19 protein-coding genes are annotated in these 14022 nt (G+C 68.5%); 15 read left to right on the forward strand and 4 right to left on the reverse strand.

The window, feature by feature from the left end:
- Positions 1 to 103: 103 nt before the first annotated feature.
- From ACGFJ2_RS35790 to ACGFJ2_RS35815, 6 genes are all read left to right on the forward strand, one after another.
- Positions 104 to 607 (forward strand): hypothetical protein, encoded by a 504-nt coding sequence (locus tag ACGFJ2_RS35790; protein ID WP_393475877.1) that lies wholly within the window; start codon positions 104 to 106, stop codon positions 605 to 607.
- Between the two features lie 221 nt (positions 608 to 828).
- Positions 829 to 1077, forward strand: a complete 249-nt coding sequence (locus ACGFJ2_RS35795; RefSeq protein ID WP_393475880.1) for a hypothetical protein — start codon at positions 829 to 831, stop codon at positions 1075 to 1077.
- Positions 1070 to 1726 carry a hypothetical protein gene (locus tag ACGFJ2_RS35800; protein ID WP_393475882.1) on the forward strand — a complete coding sequence of 219 codons (657 nt, stop codon included), beginning with the start codon at positions 1070 to 1072 and terminating at the stop codon, positions 1724 to 1726. The genes ACGFJ2_RS35795 and ACGFJ2_RS35800 overlap by 8 nt, the downstream gene beginning before the upstream one ends.
- A gap of 16 nt (positions 1727 to 1742) precedes the next feature.
- Entirely contained in the window at positions 1743 to 2234 is a 492-nt protein-coding gene (locus ACGFJ2_RS35805) for a hypothetical protein (RefSeq protein WP_393475885.1), read from the forward strand.
- Between the two features lie 11 nt (positions 2235 to 2245).
- The gene (locus ACGFJ2_RS35810; protein WP_393475888.1) at positions 2246 to 3535 is read left to right on the forward strand and encodes a hypothetical protein; all 1290 of its coding nucleotides are present in this window, start codon (positions 2246 to 2248) and stop codon (positions 3533 to 3535) included.
- Positions 3536 to 3597: 62 nt separating this feature from the next.
- Positions 3598 to 5673, forward strand: a complete 2076-nt coding sequence (locus ACGFJ2_RS35815; protein ID WP_393475891.1) for a hypothetical protein — start codon at positions 3598 to 3600, stop codon at positions 5671 to 5673.
- An 11-nt stretch (positions 5674 to 5684) separates the two neighbouring features.
- On the opposite strand, the gene ACGFJ2_RS35820 is transcribed toward ACGFJ2_RS35815, so the two are convergent.
- On the reverse strand, positions 5685 to 6290 hold the full coding sequence (locus tag ACGFJ2_RS35820; protein ID WP_393475894.1) for a hypothetical protein: 606 nt from the start codon (positions 6288 to 6290) through the stop codon (positions 5685 to 5687).
- Between the two features lie 67 nt (positions 6291 to 6357).
- A complete protein-coding gene (locus ACGFJ2_RS35825; protein WP_393475897.1) occupies positions 6358 to 6531 on the reverse strand; it encodes a hypothetical protein in 174 nt (57 codons plus the stop codon).
- Between ACGFJ2_RS35825 and ACGFJ2_RS35830 the strand changes: the two genes are divergently transcribed.
- From ACGFJ2_RS35830 to ACGFJ2_RS35850, 5 genes are all read left to right on the forward strand, one after another.
- Entirely contained in the window at positions 6521 to 6691 is a 171-nt protein-coding gene (locus ACGFJ2_RS35830) for a hypothetical protein (RefSeq protein WP_393475900.1), read from the forward strand. The genes ACGFJ2_RS35825 and ACGFJ2_RS35830 overlap by 11 nt on opposite strands.
- On the forward strand, positions 6688 to 7356 hold the full coding sequence (locus tag ACGFJ2_RS35835) for an NUDIX domain-containing protein (RefSeq protein WP_393475903.1): 669 nt from the start codon (positions 6688 to 6690) through the stop codon (positions 7354 to 7356). The genes ACGFJ2_RS35830 and ACGFJ2_RS35835 overlap by 4 nt, the downstream gene beginning before the upstream one ends.
- A gap of 96 nt (positions 7357 to 7452) precedes the next feature.
- Complete coding sequence (locus tag ACGFJ2_RS35840; RefSeq protein WP_393475906.1) at positions 7453 to 7611, forward strand: hypothetical protein; 159 nt, start codon at positions 7453 to 7455, stop codon at positions 7609 to 7611.
- 32 nt (positions 7612 to 7643) lie between these two features.
- Positions 7644 to 8075: a hypothetical protein gene (locus tag ACGFJ2_RS35845; protein ID WP_393475909.1), complete on the forward strand. Its 432-nt coding sequence runs from the start codon at positions 7644 to 7646 to the stop codon at positions 8073 to 8075.
- Between the two features lie 106 nt (positions 8076 to 8181).
- Positions 8182 to 8391 carry a hypothetical protein gene (locus ACGFJ2_RS35850; RefSeq protein ID WP_393475912.1) on the forward strand — a complete coding sequence of 70 codons (210 nt, stop codon included), beginning with the start codon at positions 8182 to 8184 and terminating at the stop codon, positions 8389 to 8391.
- On the opposite strand, the gene ACGFJ2_RS35855 is transcribed toward ACGFJ2_RS35850, so the two are convergent.
- Positions 8381 to 9355 carry a hypothetical protein gene (locus ACGFJ2_RS35855; RefSeq protein ID WP_393475915.1) on the reverse strand — a complete coding sequence of 325 codons (975 nt, stop codon included), beginning with the start codon at positions 9353 to 9355 and terminating at the stop codon, positions 8381 to 8383. The two genes, ACGFJ2_RS35850 and ACGFJ2_RS35855, sit on opposite strands and share 11 nt — an antisense overlap.
- 810 nt (positions 9356 to 10165) lie before the next feature.
- Here ACGFJ2_RS35855 and ACGFJ2_RS35860 point away from each other — a divergent pair.
- From ACGFJ2_RS35860 to hisG, 3 genes are all read left to right on the forward strand, one after another.
- Positions 10166 to 11407 carry a glycosyltransferase family 4 protein gene (locus tag ACGFJ2_RS35860; protein WP_393475918.1) on the forward strand — a complete coding sequence of 414 codons (1242 nt, stop codon included), beginning with the start codon at positions 10166 to 10168 and terminating at the stop codon, positions 11405 to 11407.
- Complete coding sequence (locus ACGFJ2_RS35865; protein ID WP_393475921.1) at positions 11407 to 12114, forward strand: hypothetical protein; 708 nt, start codon at positions 11407 to 11409, stop codon at positions 12112 to 12114. The genes ACGFJ2_RS35860 and ACGFJ2_RS35865 overlap by 1 nt, the downstream gene beginning before the upstream one ends.
- Positions 12115 to 12208: 94 nt before the next feature.
- A complete protein-coding gene (gene hisG, locus ACGFJ2_RS35870) occupies positions 12209 to 13060 on the forward strand; it encodes an ATP phosphoribosyltransferase (RefSeq protein WP_393475924.1) in 852 nt (283 codons plus the stop codon).
- A 37-nt stretch (positions 13061 to 13097) separates the two neighbouring features.
- Here hisG and ACGFJ2_RS35875 read toward each other — a convergent pair whose 3' ends face one another.
- Positions 13098 to 13376 carry a hypothetical protein gene (locus tag ACGFJ2_RS35875; RefSeq protein ID WP_393475928.1) on the reverse strand — a complete coding sequence of 93 codons (279 nt, stop codon included), beginning with the start codon at positions 13374 to 13376 and terminating at the stop codon, positions 13098 to 13100.
- A gap of 175 nt (positions 13377 to 13551) precedes the next feature.
- On the opposite strand from ACGFJ2_RS35875, the gene ACGFJ2_RS35880 reads away from it, so the two are divergent.
- The gene (locus ACGFJ2_RS35880) at positions 13552 to 14010 is read left to right on the forward strand and encodes a lamin tail domain-containing protein (RefSeq protein ID WP_393475931.1); all 459 of its coding nucleotides are present in this window, start codon (positions 13552 to 13554) and stop codon (positions 14008 to 14010) included.
- Positions 14011 to 14022: the final 12 nt, after the last annotated feature.

The raw sequence follows: 14022 nt of genomic DNA on the forward strand, positions 1-14022 counted from the left end.
ACCTCCCCACGTGCCCGACACACGGGGTCAACTTCTCTCCCTCGTGCGCCGGCTGTCAGGCCGTGGCCGGGCTGACGCCGTGCAGTCCGCGAGGTGGCCAGTCATGACGCTGAAGATCGCCCTCGCCTGTGCTGCTGTCGCGGCGTTACCGCTGACAACCGAAGCGTGCGCGGCCGACGCCCAGGTTCGCCCCGCCAAGGGCGGCGTGTGCGGGTCCGGCCTGAACAGTGAGCAGGCAGCCAACGCCGCCGCGGTGATCAGGGCCGCCGACGACATGGGCATGCCCGAGCGTGCGACCGTGATCGCCGTCGCCACGACGTTGCAGGAGTCCGATCTGGACAGCAGCACGGTCGGCGACAACGGCCTCGCGATCGGCATCTTCCAGCAGCACCCGCATTGGGGTCGCAACCGAACGAACCCTGAAGTGTCGGCGCGCCGCTTCTTCTCCCACCTCAAGCAAGTCAAGGGATGGGAGGACATGCCCCTCACGCGAGCCGCTCAAGCCGTCCAGAACAGCGCCTTTCCGAACGCCTACGCCAAACACGAATCCCGAGCGACCCGGATCGTTGCCAAGCTCGCCTCCCACGCCTGCAAAGAGGGCCGCTGATGTCGACGCGCGAGACCACTCCGGAGTGCCGCCGCTTGGCGGTCGCCGTCACCCACCGTAATCGGCTGTGTGGGGAGACCTCTAAGGGGCTCGCCCTAAGGGGCCCCATCGGAAGATCAAACGGCGATCCAACGCCTGGGCACATGCGCATGCATGCGCATGCGCGCGCGAGGCGACCCTACCGCATCTCACGCACTGTCACTAGCGCCGGGAGCACATCCATGCCGCGTCACCGCCTTACGCCCCGGCAGAACCGGGCCAAAACCAACGGCCAGGACATCGCCGACGCGGAGGCTCGCGGTGACTGGCGGGCGGTCTACATCATCGCGACTCAGTGGGTGATGGCCGAGGCCAGAGCCCTCGGCGAGATCGACCCAGCCAAGGAGAGCGAGGTCTACGAGGCGCTGTCCAAGCCGCTGCTCAACGCCGCCGAGCAGCTCAACAACCAGACCTGGAGGATCCATGCCTGACACTGCGACGGGCACCAACTGGCTGGCCGGCGTCGTCCCCGACGCGCAGCCGGAGGAAGCCCCCGGCCCAGCCGCGACAGGGCGGGATCCCGCTGATGCTCCCGGCCTGCCGCTGAACGAAGGACCTTCTACGCCTCGACAGGAGCCGGTCGGCCGACCGGAGGACGGGCCGGAGCCGGTTCGGCGTCCGGACCCGGCCGCAGCACCTGAGCCGGAGTCGCAGCCGAGGAAGCAGTTCGCTGGCGCCGTACTGGCCGTGGTCGCGCACTTCTTCGGCATGGCCGCCGAAGACCGCGCCGACCGCAAAGCCCGCGGCAACGGCCGATGGTGGTGGATGCGATGGATGGGCGAGCAGCCCGCCAGTGTCCAGGACCACCTGTACTACTACCTGCACGAACGCTTCACCCGGCGAGACGGCCGCAAGGGCTGGGACCTGGATACCGCCAGCCCGCTGCTCAACTGGCTGTTCGCCACGTTCGTCTACCGCGCCTACGGGCTGACGGTGGGCCTTGTGCTCGGCTGTCTGCTGCCTTACGCGCTGGGGTGGCTCAACCAACGGCCCGCCCGCGGCCTGCTCACGCTGGCGCTGTGCGTGTTCGTGGAGCGGAACGTCGTGTCGTGGCTGCTGGCCACGGTCTGCAAGAGCTGAAGGGAGGTGAGTTCGCATGGTTACCGCAGTTCTCGGCGTGACACTCTTGATGATCGTCAGGGTGTTGAATGACGCCTCGAAGAACAACCGCTTCCGGAAGATCAAGTTTCTTTCGGGGGCTCGCGCGCCAGTCGGCGGCGCGGGCGGCCAGGCCGGAGGCGCGGGCGCCGGAGCGGGGAGCCCCAGCTGGCTGCCCATGATCAAAATCTGGCTGCTGGGGCTGGCCGGCTGGTGTTTCTGCTCCGAGTGGTTCGCCAACAGCTTCCTGCAGTGGGCCGACTTCCATATTGGGCCGCTGCCCGTGCTGCTGATCCCGATCGTGTTCTCGGCCGTCTGGCTGTTCGTGGACTTCGTCGACCGGGGCGGCATCAAACCGCTGTCGTTCAAGCTCGTGTTCTTGCTGCCGATGCTGATGGCGGCCACGCACGGCAAGCTGCACGACCTGGTCGTCTATCTGCCATCGCAGCCTGACACCTTCATCGTGCACTTCCTGGACCAGGTGTTCTAAGGGGGTGAGCTGTGGACCCGCTGACGTTGTCGCTGTTCGTGGCGTGGGCGATCGTCCGCGCCATGAGCGAGGCGGGATGGTTCGGCCTCCAGGTGGTCAAGCAGGCGCCCTCGCGCCGCCGCCAGGCCCTCGCCACCGGCTACGACTTGTCCGACGACGCGCCCGGCACCGAGCCGTTCACGTGGGCGCGTGTGCTCCGCCGCCGCGCGGAGGGCAAGCACGTGCGGGCCACCGGCTGGGCGATCGCCGCGCTGGCCAAGAACCTGCTGTCGGCTGGACGTCTCCCGCTCAAGGTTGGTCGCCGCTTCCGTCAGGGCTGGCGCGCCGGTTGGAGCGAGCAGAGGCGCCGGAAGGAGAGGGACCAGCCGTGGCGGGAGTGGTGGGGAGGGTGGTGGGACTGGTGGAAGTCCCGCGGCGATGAGGACGCTCCTGACACCTACGACGACGAGCCATACGAGCAGGACCCGGACGAGGAACAGCCCGAGCAGGACGACGACAGGGACGAGGAGCCAGAGCAGGAGCCCGACCCTGAGGACGTTCCCGACGCCGACGAAGACCCGGAACCAGACCCGGAAGCGGACGACGCACCCGACCCGGACGACCAGCCCGACGACGAGCCAGACGAAACCGACGAGGACGGCGAGGACGGCGAGGGCCGACGCGACGAGCCGGAGTCCGAGCCCGAGGTCGAGTACGAGGTAGACGTCACCGTCCACCGGCCATCGCGCCGCGGCCCCGCACACATCGAGCCGCCCCCTGACGGCGGGAGACCCCAACTCCCCGCGCCGCCCGTACCCGCCACGGTCGCGGTTTTGGACCGCCCAACAGGAACCGATCAAGGAGAGTCCATGGCAGACGAAGTAGCTACCCGAGACGCGAGCGCGCAGGTCGCCACCCGTGACGGCTCTGCAGCACCCGCCCCGTCGGGCGGGGTCGCGCTCACCCACTCCCAAGCCGTCCAGGTTGGCGAGGACATCGTCAAGCGCATCGCCAAACGCCTCGACAAAATCGACGACCTCAAGAAGGCGATCAGCGCAGACATGAAGTGGATCGGCGACCAGATCAACGACCTGGAAAAGGCTGGCATCGGCGGCGACCTGGTCGCCAAGTGGCTGGACGCGCTGTGGACCGGCGACGCCGTACACAGCGGCGCGAGCTCGCTGAGCAGCCAGATCGTCGATATGCACCAGTCGGCCAAGGACGCCCTCTCCGCCCAGCGGAGTGCGGGCGACACGATGGCCGATGCGAAGGCCCAGGTGGGCGAAGAGAACGTCGCCAAGAGCACCGAGTACTACGACTAACCAGGCCCAGGCCGGGCGAGCTCCGCTTGTCCGGCCCCGTCCCCTGAAGGAGGGAACGGCAGATGACGACCACAACCAGTGACAGCGCGCCCGAGGCGTCCCCTCCTTCGGAGAACGGCGATCCGGCCGAACAGAGCGAGCAGCGGCAGGCGCCCACCAAGACGTACCCGATTGGCGGGGAGGTGCTGAGGGCCGCCAAGAGCGCCTGGTGGCGTAACCAGAAGGGGCTGTACCCCATCGCCTGCGGTGTCGGACTCGCAGTGGCCGGGAGCGGACTGCATGAGCAGCACGCCAGCCCACTGCTAGGAGCCGCCATCCCCGCGGGTGTCTTCCTCGCGTCTCTGACCCAGGAGAAGATCCGGGCTTGGCTGGCCAAGGAGCCGTGGCGGCGCACGTGGGCGGCTGGCTGCCTGGCCGCCGCCGCGGCGTGGACGAGCGCCGCCACCGCGACTGGCGCGGGCATGGACACCCTGATGCCGTCCGCTCTGGTGGTCGGCGGATCCCTGCTGTCCGCGCCGTGGTGGTTCACCAACCGGTGGATCCCCCGTAAACGATGGGAAGCGCCCGTCCGCACCAGCGACCAGGCGGCGGACTCTGAGACAGCCTCAGAGCAGGTTGCGGTCGGAGCCGCACCCGAGCGTGCCGCGATGGATGCCGCGCCGGAACACCTCGCGATCGAGCCACCACCGCACCCGCACCAAGTCAGATGGGATTCCACCCTCGCCCAGCAGGAGTTGAAGAACACCCGCCTGGAGCAGCGGGAACAGATCGTCGATCACCTGGGCGACCCCAACGGCTCGGCGTGGATCATCAACGGCACCGACGCCCGGATGTCCTGGCAGACGATGTTCCGGGCGCTGTCGGCCATCTACGCCAGCTACGACCGGCCGGGCGTAGACAACCTCGTGCACCTGGAGCGGGAGAAGGAGCGGTGGGAGACCCGAGCACGGCTGGTCATCCTGGAGCGCGACCCGCTCCTGCAGACCATCGAGTGGGTCAGGCCGGGCCTGGACCCGGCCACCGGCAAGATCCCGTTCGCCGTGTATCCGGATGGGTCTGGCTGGGCGCCGTACACGCTGTACGTGCCGGGCTGGGGCACGCCGCATGACCAGGTGATCGGCGAGACCGGGTCCGGCAAGGGCGGCGGCCTCCGAGTGATCGCGATCGAAACGCTGGCGGCCGGCAACCGTCTGGTGCTGTTCGATCCGCACGGCAACGGCGCTCTGGAAGACGTCACCGGTCTCGTACGCACGCCGCTGGTCACCCCCCGGCAGATGCTCGCCGGGATGGCCGGCGTCGAGGCCGTGCTGGAGGAACGCATCCGCATGCGGAGCGAAGTCGGCAAGCACCGGTTCGAGGAGGCCATCGACCACAAGATCCTGCACGTGATGGTGGACGAAACGACCCAGGTCCTGGGGCTTGACCGGGAGATCGCGCGCATTCTCGGCCGCGTATACCGGGAGGGCCGCAAGTTCTGGGTCAAGGGCAGTCTTGCCGATCAGTCCACAGCGTTTGGTGACCAGCTCGGCCATTCAGGTGCGGTCATTCGCGATCAGGCGCAGGGCGGCACGACCGTGCTCTACCGCACCTCCCCGACCGAGGCGCGGCGCACCAACCCTGGCGTAGACCTGCCGGTCCCGCCGCACAAGCTGCCCGAATGGATCGACGAGGACGCCGGCATCAGGTTCACCGGCCTCGGCTACGTCATCGGCAGCACCAAGCGGGTGCTGAAGTCGCGCACCCAGTGGGTTCCCGACGCCATGTTCGCGGCCTGGTGCCCGCCGATCGACGAGCAGGTGCTCGACGAACGCTGCGAGGAGGTGTTCCAGCGAGCGTTCGAGGCGGCCATGAACGACGGCGCCGACGCAGCCAGCAAGAAGAAGCCCGAAGTGGCCCAGCGCGGCGACGAACGCCCAAGCAACGTGACGGCCCTCTACTCGTCAGCCCCTGATGATGACGAACGCGCCTCCCAGCTCTTGCTTGAGTTTCTGCACGAGTGTGGTGGCAGGGCCACGCGCGCGCAGATTTCCGACGCCCGCATCTGTCCGGCCGCGCAGGCGCACCGCCTGCTCTCGGCCATGAAAGGCAACCAGATCACCGAGGTCAGCCACGGCGAATACGAGGTGCGGGCCTCGTGACCACCGGCAGATCAGGCGCCGAGATGAGCGAGCCGGTCCCGGACGGTCGGAGCGGAGAACCGCGCCTTCACCAGGCCTGCGGTCGGCTCGGAGTCGGCTCGCTCAGCACGCCAGCGCAGCGCATCCACGACGGCCTGCCGCCCCACCCAGGAGACGGCGAGCTCGTCCGCGTCGTAGACGTGTTGCCGGAACGCCTCGGCGCCGGCCAATCGCAGGCGCAGGCCCAGCGTTCCGCCGACGAGGCCCAGGCCACCGAGGAACACCAGCCAGGCGCTGCTGAACAGCAGCCCGAGCACCAGCACGACCGCGCTGGTCTTGAGCAGGCCGGTCGCCCACGAACCGGCGCGTTCAGCGACACGGCGCTTGGCGCTGTCCAGGTGGACGCGGGCCACCTCGACAGCGACGAGCCCTTGCACCACGGCGCGCGACCCCTCGACGGCCAGCCGCTCACCCACGGTCAGGACCGGGGTCGGCCTGGCCGTGGTGGGCCGGGCGACCTCGACGACGCATCCATCACTGATGAGCACATCGGGGGCGCGGAACCGCTCGGGCACCGGGAGCTCCGCGACACGCTCGCGGACGACCTGGGCGTACGACTCGGCGTGCGAACCCTGCATGGCCGCATGGTAAGCGCGACCCCTGCACCTCGTACAGGACGGACCTCCCGCAAAACCACCCAATCCCTCAGAAGGAGATCGTCATGCCCACCACCGTCACCGTGTTCTGCGGCACCTGCGGCGGACCTATGCAGGCAGCCGCCAGCGCCCTGAACCACCAAGACCCGCCGGCCACGGCGGAATGCCCGACATGCTGCACGACCGTGCAGGTCAGCACCTGAAGGAGAGCGATGTTCGACAACGACCCCGCGTACCAGGATCTGCGGCAGACCCGTGAGGAAGAGGGCTACGACGGCCCTTTGAACTACGGGCGAGACGCCGGCACCTACAGCAAGAGCGACCCGCTCAGCCCACAAGCGCTCGCCGCCGATGATCTACGCAGGCGAGGAGCGGGCACGTGACTGTACGCACCACGCAGGTGATTACTTACACACACCCCGACGTCCTCAGCAGAGGCGTGGCCGAGGGATGGGCCGACCCCGAGCCCGACCCCACGCAGATCGACTGGGCGCCCCGCCAGGCTGCCGCCGCGGTCCCCTTCCGCGTGGTCGACGGCCGTCCGCTCAACCCCTTCGCCCCGACCGGCATCCGGTACGGCCGCGCCGAGCTCGGCCACTGGGGCGAGCAGCTCTGCGCCGACGCCATCGTGACTGCCTTCACCGAGGACGGCCGCCGGCTGGTCATGGTGGAGCGTGGCGACGGCCACGGCTGGGCGCTGCCAGGCGGCTGCGTAGAGCCGGGCGAGAAGCCGGCCGAAGCCGCGGTCCGCGAGCTTAAGGAGGAGACGGGGCTGGCGCTCGAAGGCGTCTGGGACGTACTGCCGGCTCGGTACGTGCCCGACCCTCGCGCCTCGGATGAGGCGTGGATGGTGACGGTGCCCGCCAGGCTCCACCTGGGCACCGCCCGCCGAGAGGACCTTCCGGTTCCGGTGGCTGCGGATGACGCCGCCCAGGCCGCGTGGGTGCGGGCCGACAGCTACGCCGTCCTGGTGGCGCACCTCGCAGACACCTATGAGGGGCGCCTGTTCGCCGCTCACGAGGAGATGCTGTACGACCTGCTCGGCTGACACCCGCGCACAGCCCCCCTGAGCCGGGTGTGTCCCAGCCGGAACCCTGCGGCTGGGGCACACCCCCTCCACCCACTAGTGACAAAGGAGATCATTGTGAGACCCGAAGACCGCACGGACGAGGAAGAACGGAAGCTCGCAGACAAGGAGTACCTGCGGCAGCGGGTGAACGAGTTCTACGACCGGCAGCGCGGCCAGCAGATCGCGGACAACGCACGAGGCCTCCCTACGAGCCGGGCAGAGCGGTCATCATGACCCAGACCAGCAGTCCGGCGTCAGAATCTCTGGTGCCTGCCGACATGGACTGGCGCTACTACGAGGCGAAGATCCTGACGTCTCTCGCGGAACGCGAGCCGGGCGGGGCATGGCTACCAGGGTTCGACTGCCTCCTGCAGCTGTTCGAGGCGCTCCGCCGCGAGGGCGACATGCCGCGTTGCCATCTGCTGGCCCTCACCGCGGAGGCCGAGCACCGGACGCACGTCTGTGATGGCGAACCGGAGCCGCCGGTGGCGACGCTGGCCGACATCGATCAGGCCGTTGCCGACGGCGACCACGGCGCCTTACGCGCGAACGCGTTCGGCCTGTGGCTGCACGTCTGGAACTGCGCTGCCCGCCAGGGCGACTACGACACGCTCGCCCGTCTGGCCTCCATGTGGCTGGCTTACGCCCGCTACTACCCGCCCGCACAGGTCGTCTCAGCTACGCCGCCGATGTTCTGACCCTCGCACCCGATCGGGTGTCCACATAGATAGGCGCCCCTGCCTCATATGAGGCAGGGGCGCCTCCACGTCCGGAACCCATATCCGGTTTGTGTAGATTTGGCGCGTGGGAGTGTGGCGCGGACCTGACGGCATCCAGGTCGAGGTGATCGTGCTGCAGACTCGCCCGCTCTTGAAAGTCACCCAGACCGTGAACCAACGCCGCTACCTTCTCGGCTACTGCCGGACCATCCAGGGCGTGGAGCAGCACGTCGACCTGGCTGACCTCGTCGAGGTGATCGCTTTCCCTCGCGCGCCCCAACGCCTCAGACGGTGACGGGCGGGCGGCTGATCGCCTCGGCGAGCTGGCGCACGCCGGCCACCCGCGGGTGGCGTTCCACCAACTCGGCCGCGATCCGTCGAATTGACGGCCGGTCACGCACCTCTGCTGGCGCATGCCGGTAGGCCTCCAGCAGCGCCGCCGTGGTCTGCTCAGGCTTGCCCCATTGCCAGTAGAAACGGGCGAGATCAGTACGGAGCCGCCCACGCCGCTCAGGTGTCGGGTACATGCCATCACGCAGGTCGCGGGCGGCGTGCAGTGCCGTTCGGGGATCGCCGAGGGCGTAGGCGATATTCGCGCGATAGAGCCTTGCGAAGGGCACGGCGGTCGGGGCCATGGCCGGTATCCGGGCGGCGGCCTGCTCAGCTTCGGCGATCCCCTCCAGGGCGCGCGACTCGTCCCCGCCCCAGGCGTGGGTGTAGGCCCTCGCGCACAGCAGTCGCAGGTGCATGTCGGCTTGAGCCGTCGTACGCAGGCCGGTTGCCGTCAGTTGGTCGATCCCCCGGGACATCACGGCGGCGGCGAGGTCGGGCCGTCCTTGGATGCGCAGCATCATGCCCAGCGCCCGCGCCGCGGCGGCCGTGGCCACCGAGTCGCCGGACCGGGCGGCGTAGAACACCGCCCGTTCCGCCGTGATCCGGGCGGAGTCCTTCCGGCCGACCTTGTTGAGGGTGTCGGTAGCCAAACCGTGCGCAGCCGAGACCAGCGCCCACCCCGTGGGGGTGTCGGCTCGCTCGGCCGCCTCCAGCGATGATGCGAGCAGACCGGGCAGAGTGGCTATCAGGCCGGACAGCTCGCTGCCGTCGAACCGCTGGCGTGCTGCCCGCAGCATCTGGGCGATCTGCGCCGGCTCGGCGGAGCGGAGAGGCTGTGGGGGCACCGCGAGGGCGTCGTCGAGGCGCTGGAGGAGCGACAGTGGGATGCTCAGCCCGGCCGCGGTGAGCAGCGTGCGACGCCTCATCGGATCATCGGTCCTCTCGTCGGCATGACTCTCACCATGAAATGTAGCCGCGCCATTGCTGTGTGTAACTGATTTGGGGCGCTGAGGCGTTTCGAGCGCCGCTCCAGGACGCAGCTCATGGGGCGCCACGTCGTAGAGGCGACACAACATGTGCTCGTAGTCCGCGGATACGGCCACAGCTCCGTGCTCCCACCGGCAGAGCATCACTCCATTGACCGCTGGGAGAGGCCGCCCGTCAGCCTCATACAAGGCCAGAAGCTCGTCCACCGCCTGCGGCCGGGACCAGCCGCGCGCCAGCCGGCACGCCTCCAGCGGCAGAACGTCCGGCAACTGATGAAGAATCGCCGCGGCCACCTGCCGCGCGCCCAAGCCCTGACGCTGGCACGACAGGCGGATGTCGCGGGCCTGGCGGACCAGGTCAGCGCGCTGCGCACGACTCATCGCCACCGCGTCACCTCCAGCGCGAAACACTGCGCCGAGCGTACGCCCGACCCTGTACAGCGGGCATTGCCGCGGCGGCAATGCCCGCATTGCCTCGGCATTGATACGGCGAGGGCAGGGCGAGACCGTGTGCGCACAGGCACATCGAGCACCCACCTCGACGGGCATGCCACGCCGACGCGGATCTCCCGCGCTTGTCCCTGCCCTCATGGGCGGACAGGTGGCCAGAGACGTGCTCCAGTCCATCCCACTCCCCGAACCGCAGGAGGACACATGCGGCCATGTCTGTCTGCCCTCCACATGTGCGCCTACGACGCACGAGGACGGCTCTCCGCAACCGGCCAACTCCATCCCAACCGGGAATCTGGGTTGGTCACGCGGACTCACCACCTACTTGCCGGCCTGGCCCGGCGCAACCCCGCCATTCGGGTCGCCCTCACCAAGACGGGCGCCGCCGAGCCCTCCGCCAGGGCCTACGAACTATGCACCCCAGAGGGCCTCACCGTGACCGTACGGGAGATCGCCACCGCGTTCCCCGAACTGCTGCACCAAGGAGGTCACAAGAGCGAGCGCCTGGTCAGGCACTTCTACGAAGACACCATCGACGATCCGGCCAACCGGGTGTGGTCGTCGCTGGCCAAGCAGTACGCCTGCGCCATCGGCTCCGCCGGCATCCCGCGCGTCCTGGCCCAGTCGATCAATCCCCTGATCAGTCTGCTGAAGGCCCGCGAACTAGGGCTGCTCGACAGGACCTACGTGACCGGGGTGATCAACGACAGCGGGACCGACTTCGCCCGCCGATTCGATTATCTGGCCCGCCAGATCAAGGACGGCGCACAGGTAGCGGTGATCGCGGTGTCGGAATCGGTGCGGCAGGAACTGTGTGCGGCCGGAGTGCCAGACGGCGCCCTGCGCAAGGTGCTCAACGGGATGGACGTGGACGACTACACAGCCCGGCTTCGGCAGGCAGAGGCTGGCGCGGTGTGGGAGCGGGTCCGTAAGCGTAACGCGGTGCCGCCAGGACTCCGAGTCGTCCTGGTGTGCGCCAGACGGGTCGCGTGGAAAGGCCATCCAGACGTGATCCGGGCGGCTCGAATGCTGGCCGAGCGCGGCCAATTGGAAGGAGCGTGCGTGGTGTTCAACGGCGCGGGCATGCTCGACACCCGCGCCCCGGAATACCAGCAGGAACTGCAGTCACTCATCGCCGAGCTTGACCTGGGCGGGAAGGTGTTCCTCCTCGACCAGCTCACTCCCGAGGAGGTGGTGTCCTGCTACGTCGGCGCGCGCGTGGCAGTGCACCCCTCGCGCAAGCCAGAGCCGTTCGGATACGCCAACGTGGAGGCGATGCTGGCGGGGGTGCCCGTCATCGCTACCGCGCACGGAGGGCCGGTGGAGTACATCGAGCACGGCGCCTCCGGGCTTCTGGTCCCTCCACGCAGCCCGGAGCAGATAGCCGTCGCCCTGGAGGCGCTACTTGGAGACGACGCTCTGCACGCGCGGATGGGCCGGGCCGGCCGTGCCAGCGCGGAACGGTTCACTCTTGATGCGATGCTCGACGGTTACCTGGACGCGATCACCACCGCCACGATGGTGCACGGGGCAGGCCGCTGATGGCGCTACTGACTCTGCCGCGCACCCACTACCAGCGAGTGGGCGAGGGCAACCACAGCGAGGTGTACCACCGGCCAGGCAGCCGCTGGTGCGTCCAGGTCTTCAAGATGGATTGCCCGGAGCTGACCGCGGCCAAGGTGCGCCGCGAATACGCTTACCTGGTCGAGGCGTACTCCGGCATGCCCGGCTTGATCCCTCGCCAGCGGCTGTTCGCCCCGGCCGACAACGCCCACATCTCCAGGGTGCTGCTGGTCAAGGAGTGGGTACAGGTCGACACGTCGCTGCCGCTGAATCGGATCCACGGCGACGACCTCACCCCCGGCCGCCGCGCCCAACTCCAGCTGTTCATCGCCATCACGCGCGGCCTGCTGGCCAGAGGCGCCACCGAGGAGATGCTGCTGCCGGACCTCAACGACCCGCGCTTTACCAACCTGGCGTTCTCCACGGCCGGCGCTCTGCGACTGCTCGACACCAACCGGCTGATCTCCACCGCGAAGCTGATGCGCCTTCCCAAGGGAGAGACCCTGAACCTGGCCAGGCGGCGTATCCACGCCCGATGGCTGCGCCGCCTGATGTACCTGGAGGCAACGTTCAACAGCCAGACCCGGGACGATCTGCGGCGTGACCCGCTGTTCAGCCGCTACCTCGCGCTGGCTGACTTCGAGGCCCTGTTCAACGACAGCGTCGCCTTGGGCGAGCTGCTGTAACGGCCCCACGCGTGGCGCGGCCCGAAACGACAATGTCGGGCCACGCCCCCGTGACACGATGACATCCAGTCGCCGACGACAACGAGGATGTTTCATGCTGCGTATCGCCATCCCGAACAAGGGCTCACTGTCGGTTCCCGCGTCGGAGATGCTCCGCGAGGCCGGATACCGACAGCGGAGCCAAGCCAAAGAACTCGTCGTCGAGGACCCTCGTAACGGCATCGAGTTCTTCTTCCTGCGCCCCCGTGACATCGCCGTGTACGTCGGCTCCGGCCGCCTCGACATCGGCATCACCGGCCGCGACCTCCTCATCGACTCGGGGGCCGCCGCTGAAGAAATCCTCACTCTGGGCTTCGCCCCTTCATCCTTCCGCTTCGCCGGCGCACCCGGCATGGCCGCCACGGTGCACGACCTCGCCGGGAAGACGATCGCCACCTCATTCGTCGGCATCGTCGAGAAGTATCTGGCTGAGCACGGGGTGGCCGCCGCGGGGATTGTCCACCTGGACGGCGCAGTAGAGACGGCATTGCGGCTGGGCGTCGCTGACGTGATCGCTGACGTCGTCGAGACTGGGAGCACCTTGCGAACTCTCGGCCTGACCACCATCGGCGAGCCGATCATGGAGTCCGAAGCAATCGTCATCCGTCCTGCCGGGGCCAGACCCGCTCAGGACTCCGAGCGGCTCTTCCTGCGCCGCCTGGACAGCGTGCTCATTGCGCGCCGGTACGTGCTCATGGACTACGACATCCGCACATCGGACGTGGAGCGGGCCATCACTTTCACCCCCGGCCTGGAATCCCCCACGGTCTCCCCGCTGCACCGCGAGGGCTGGGTAGCTGTCCGCGCCATGGTTCCTGCCGATCAGGCGCAGACGATCATGGACAAGTTGGAGTCTGCGGGCGCTCGCGCCATCCTGATCACCCAGATACACGCCTGCCGCGTGTAGAGGTAGGAGCCGCCGCCGACCGGCTGGTCACCAGCGCCTAGTCGGTCTTGTCGGCAGCCTCCTGGAGCGCCTTCTCCGCTGCCTCCCGAGCCACCAGATCCGCCGCCTCCCGAAGCGCCCTCTCCGCCTTCTGCCGGCTGTCTACCGTCCCCCACCAGGCGTGCTCCTGGATCTCCACCGCCAGGTCCCGGCACCTCGCTTGGGCGTCCAGCCACGCTGACGACGCGGCCCGGCCGAGGGCGGACAGCTCCTCCTGAGCGGCGACGAAGGCGGCCCGCTTCTGCAGCAGGTCGGGCGGAATCTCGTAGCCGGCCATGGTGGATCTCCCCTGGTTGAGCGCAGTCGCCGCGATCCTAGCCCGAACGGGTGTGCGATCAGGGATGCGGGGCCTGGTGTCGGCAGCAGCGGCTACCGCCTCACGACAACCAACATGGCGTACCTAGCGTCTCACTCGTTGTCACGTTCCACTACCCCGCCCAAAGGACTCAAAGATGCGTCCCGCTCCCGCCCTCACCGCCCTCGGCACCGCTGCGACCGTGCTGCTCACCCTCACCCCGGCCGCCCAGGCGGCGACTCCCGCCCTGATGTTCACGAAGGTCTACTACGACAGCCCCGGCAAGGACACCCGCTCCAACGCCAGCCTGAACGCCGAATACGCGACCTTGAAGAACACCACCAGCAAGACGGTCCAGCTGGAGAAGTGGATCCTGCGCGACAAGAGCGGCCACAAGTACCGGTTCGGCCGGCTCCTCCTCGCTCCGGGCAAGAGCGTCACCGTACGGACCGGGTCAGGCAACGACGGGACGAGCACCGTGTACTGGGGCAGCGGCAACTACATCTGGAACAACTCCCCCGGCGGAGACGTGGCGGGCATCTACCGGGGATCCGACCTGAAGAAGATCGACACCTGCTCGTGGGGGCGCAGCAGCAGGGCGTACACCACCTGCTGACGAAACTGTCGG

The organism is Nonomuraea sp. NPDC049028, from assembly GCF_043197735.1.
In the GTDB taxonomy this organism is placed as follows: Bacteria; Actinomycetota; Actinomycetes; order Streptosporangiales; family Streptosporangiaceae; genus Nonomuraea.

What these genes read in the sequence shown, in the direction of transcription:
- ACGFJ2_RS35820 (WP_393475894.1), bottom strand. Translation starts at nt 6,290, where the DNA reads ATGCAGGGTTCGCACGCCGAGTCGTACGCCCAGGTCGTCCGCGAGCGT.
- ACGFJ2_RS35875 (WP_393475928.1), bottom strand. Translation starts at nt 13,376, where the DNA reads ATGGCCGGCTACGAGATTCCGCCCGACCTGCTGCAGAAGCGGGCCGCC.
- ACGFJ2_RS35790 (WP_393475877.1), top strand. Translation starts at nt 104, where the DNA reads ATGACGCTGAAGATCGCCCTCGCCTGTGCTGCTGTCGCGGCGTTACCG.
- ACGFJ2_RS35855 (WP_393475915.1), bottom strand. Translation starts at nt 9,355, where the DNA reads ATGAGGCGTCGCACGCTGCTCACCGCGGCCGGGCTGAGCATCCCACTG.
- ACGFJ2_RS35815 (WP_393475891.1), top strand. Translation starts at nt 3,598, where the DNA reads ATGACGACCACAACCAGTGACAGCGCGCCCGAGGCGTCCCCTCCTTCG.
- ACGFJ2_RS35795 (WP_393475880.1), top strand. Translation starts at nt 829, where the DNA reads ATGCCGCGTCACCGCCTTACGCCCCGGCAGAACCGGGCCAAAACCAAC.
- ACGFJ2_RS35880 (WP_393475931.1), top strand. Translation starts at nt 13,552, where the DNA reads ATGCGTCCCGCTCCCGCCCTCACCGCCCTCGGCACCGCTGCGACCGTG.
- ACGFJ2_RS35800 (WP_393475882.1), top strand. Translation starts at nt 1,070, where the DNA reads ATGCCTGACACTGCGACGGGCACCAACTGGCTGGCCGGCGTCGTCCCC.
- ACGFJ2_RS35865 (WP_393475921.1), top strand. Translation starts at nt 11,407, where the DNA reads ATGGCGCTACTGACTCTGCCGCGCACCCACTACCAGCGAGTGGGCGAG.
- hisG (WP_393475924.1), top strand. Translation starts at nt 12,209, where the DNA reads ATGCTGCGTATCGCCATCCCGAACAAGGGCTCACTGTCGGTTCCCGCG.
- ACGFJ2_RS35830 (WP_393475900.1), top strand. Translation starts at nt 6,521, where the DNA reads ATGTTCGACAACGACCCCGCGTACCAGGATCTGCGGCAGACCCGTGAG.
- ACGFJ2_RS35805 (WP_393475885.1), top strand. Translation starts at nt 1,743, where the DNA reads ATGGTTACCGCAGTTCTCGGCGTGACACTCTTGATGATCGTCAGGGTG.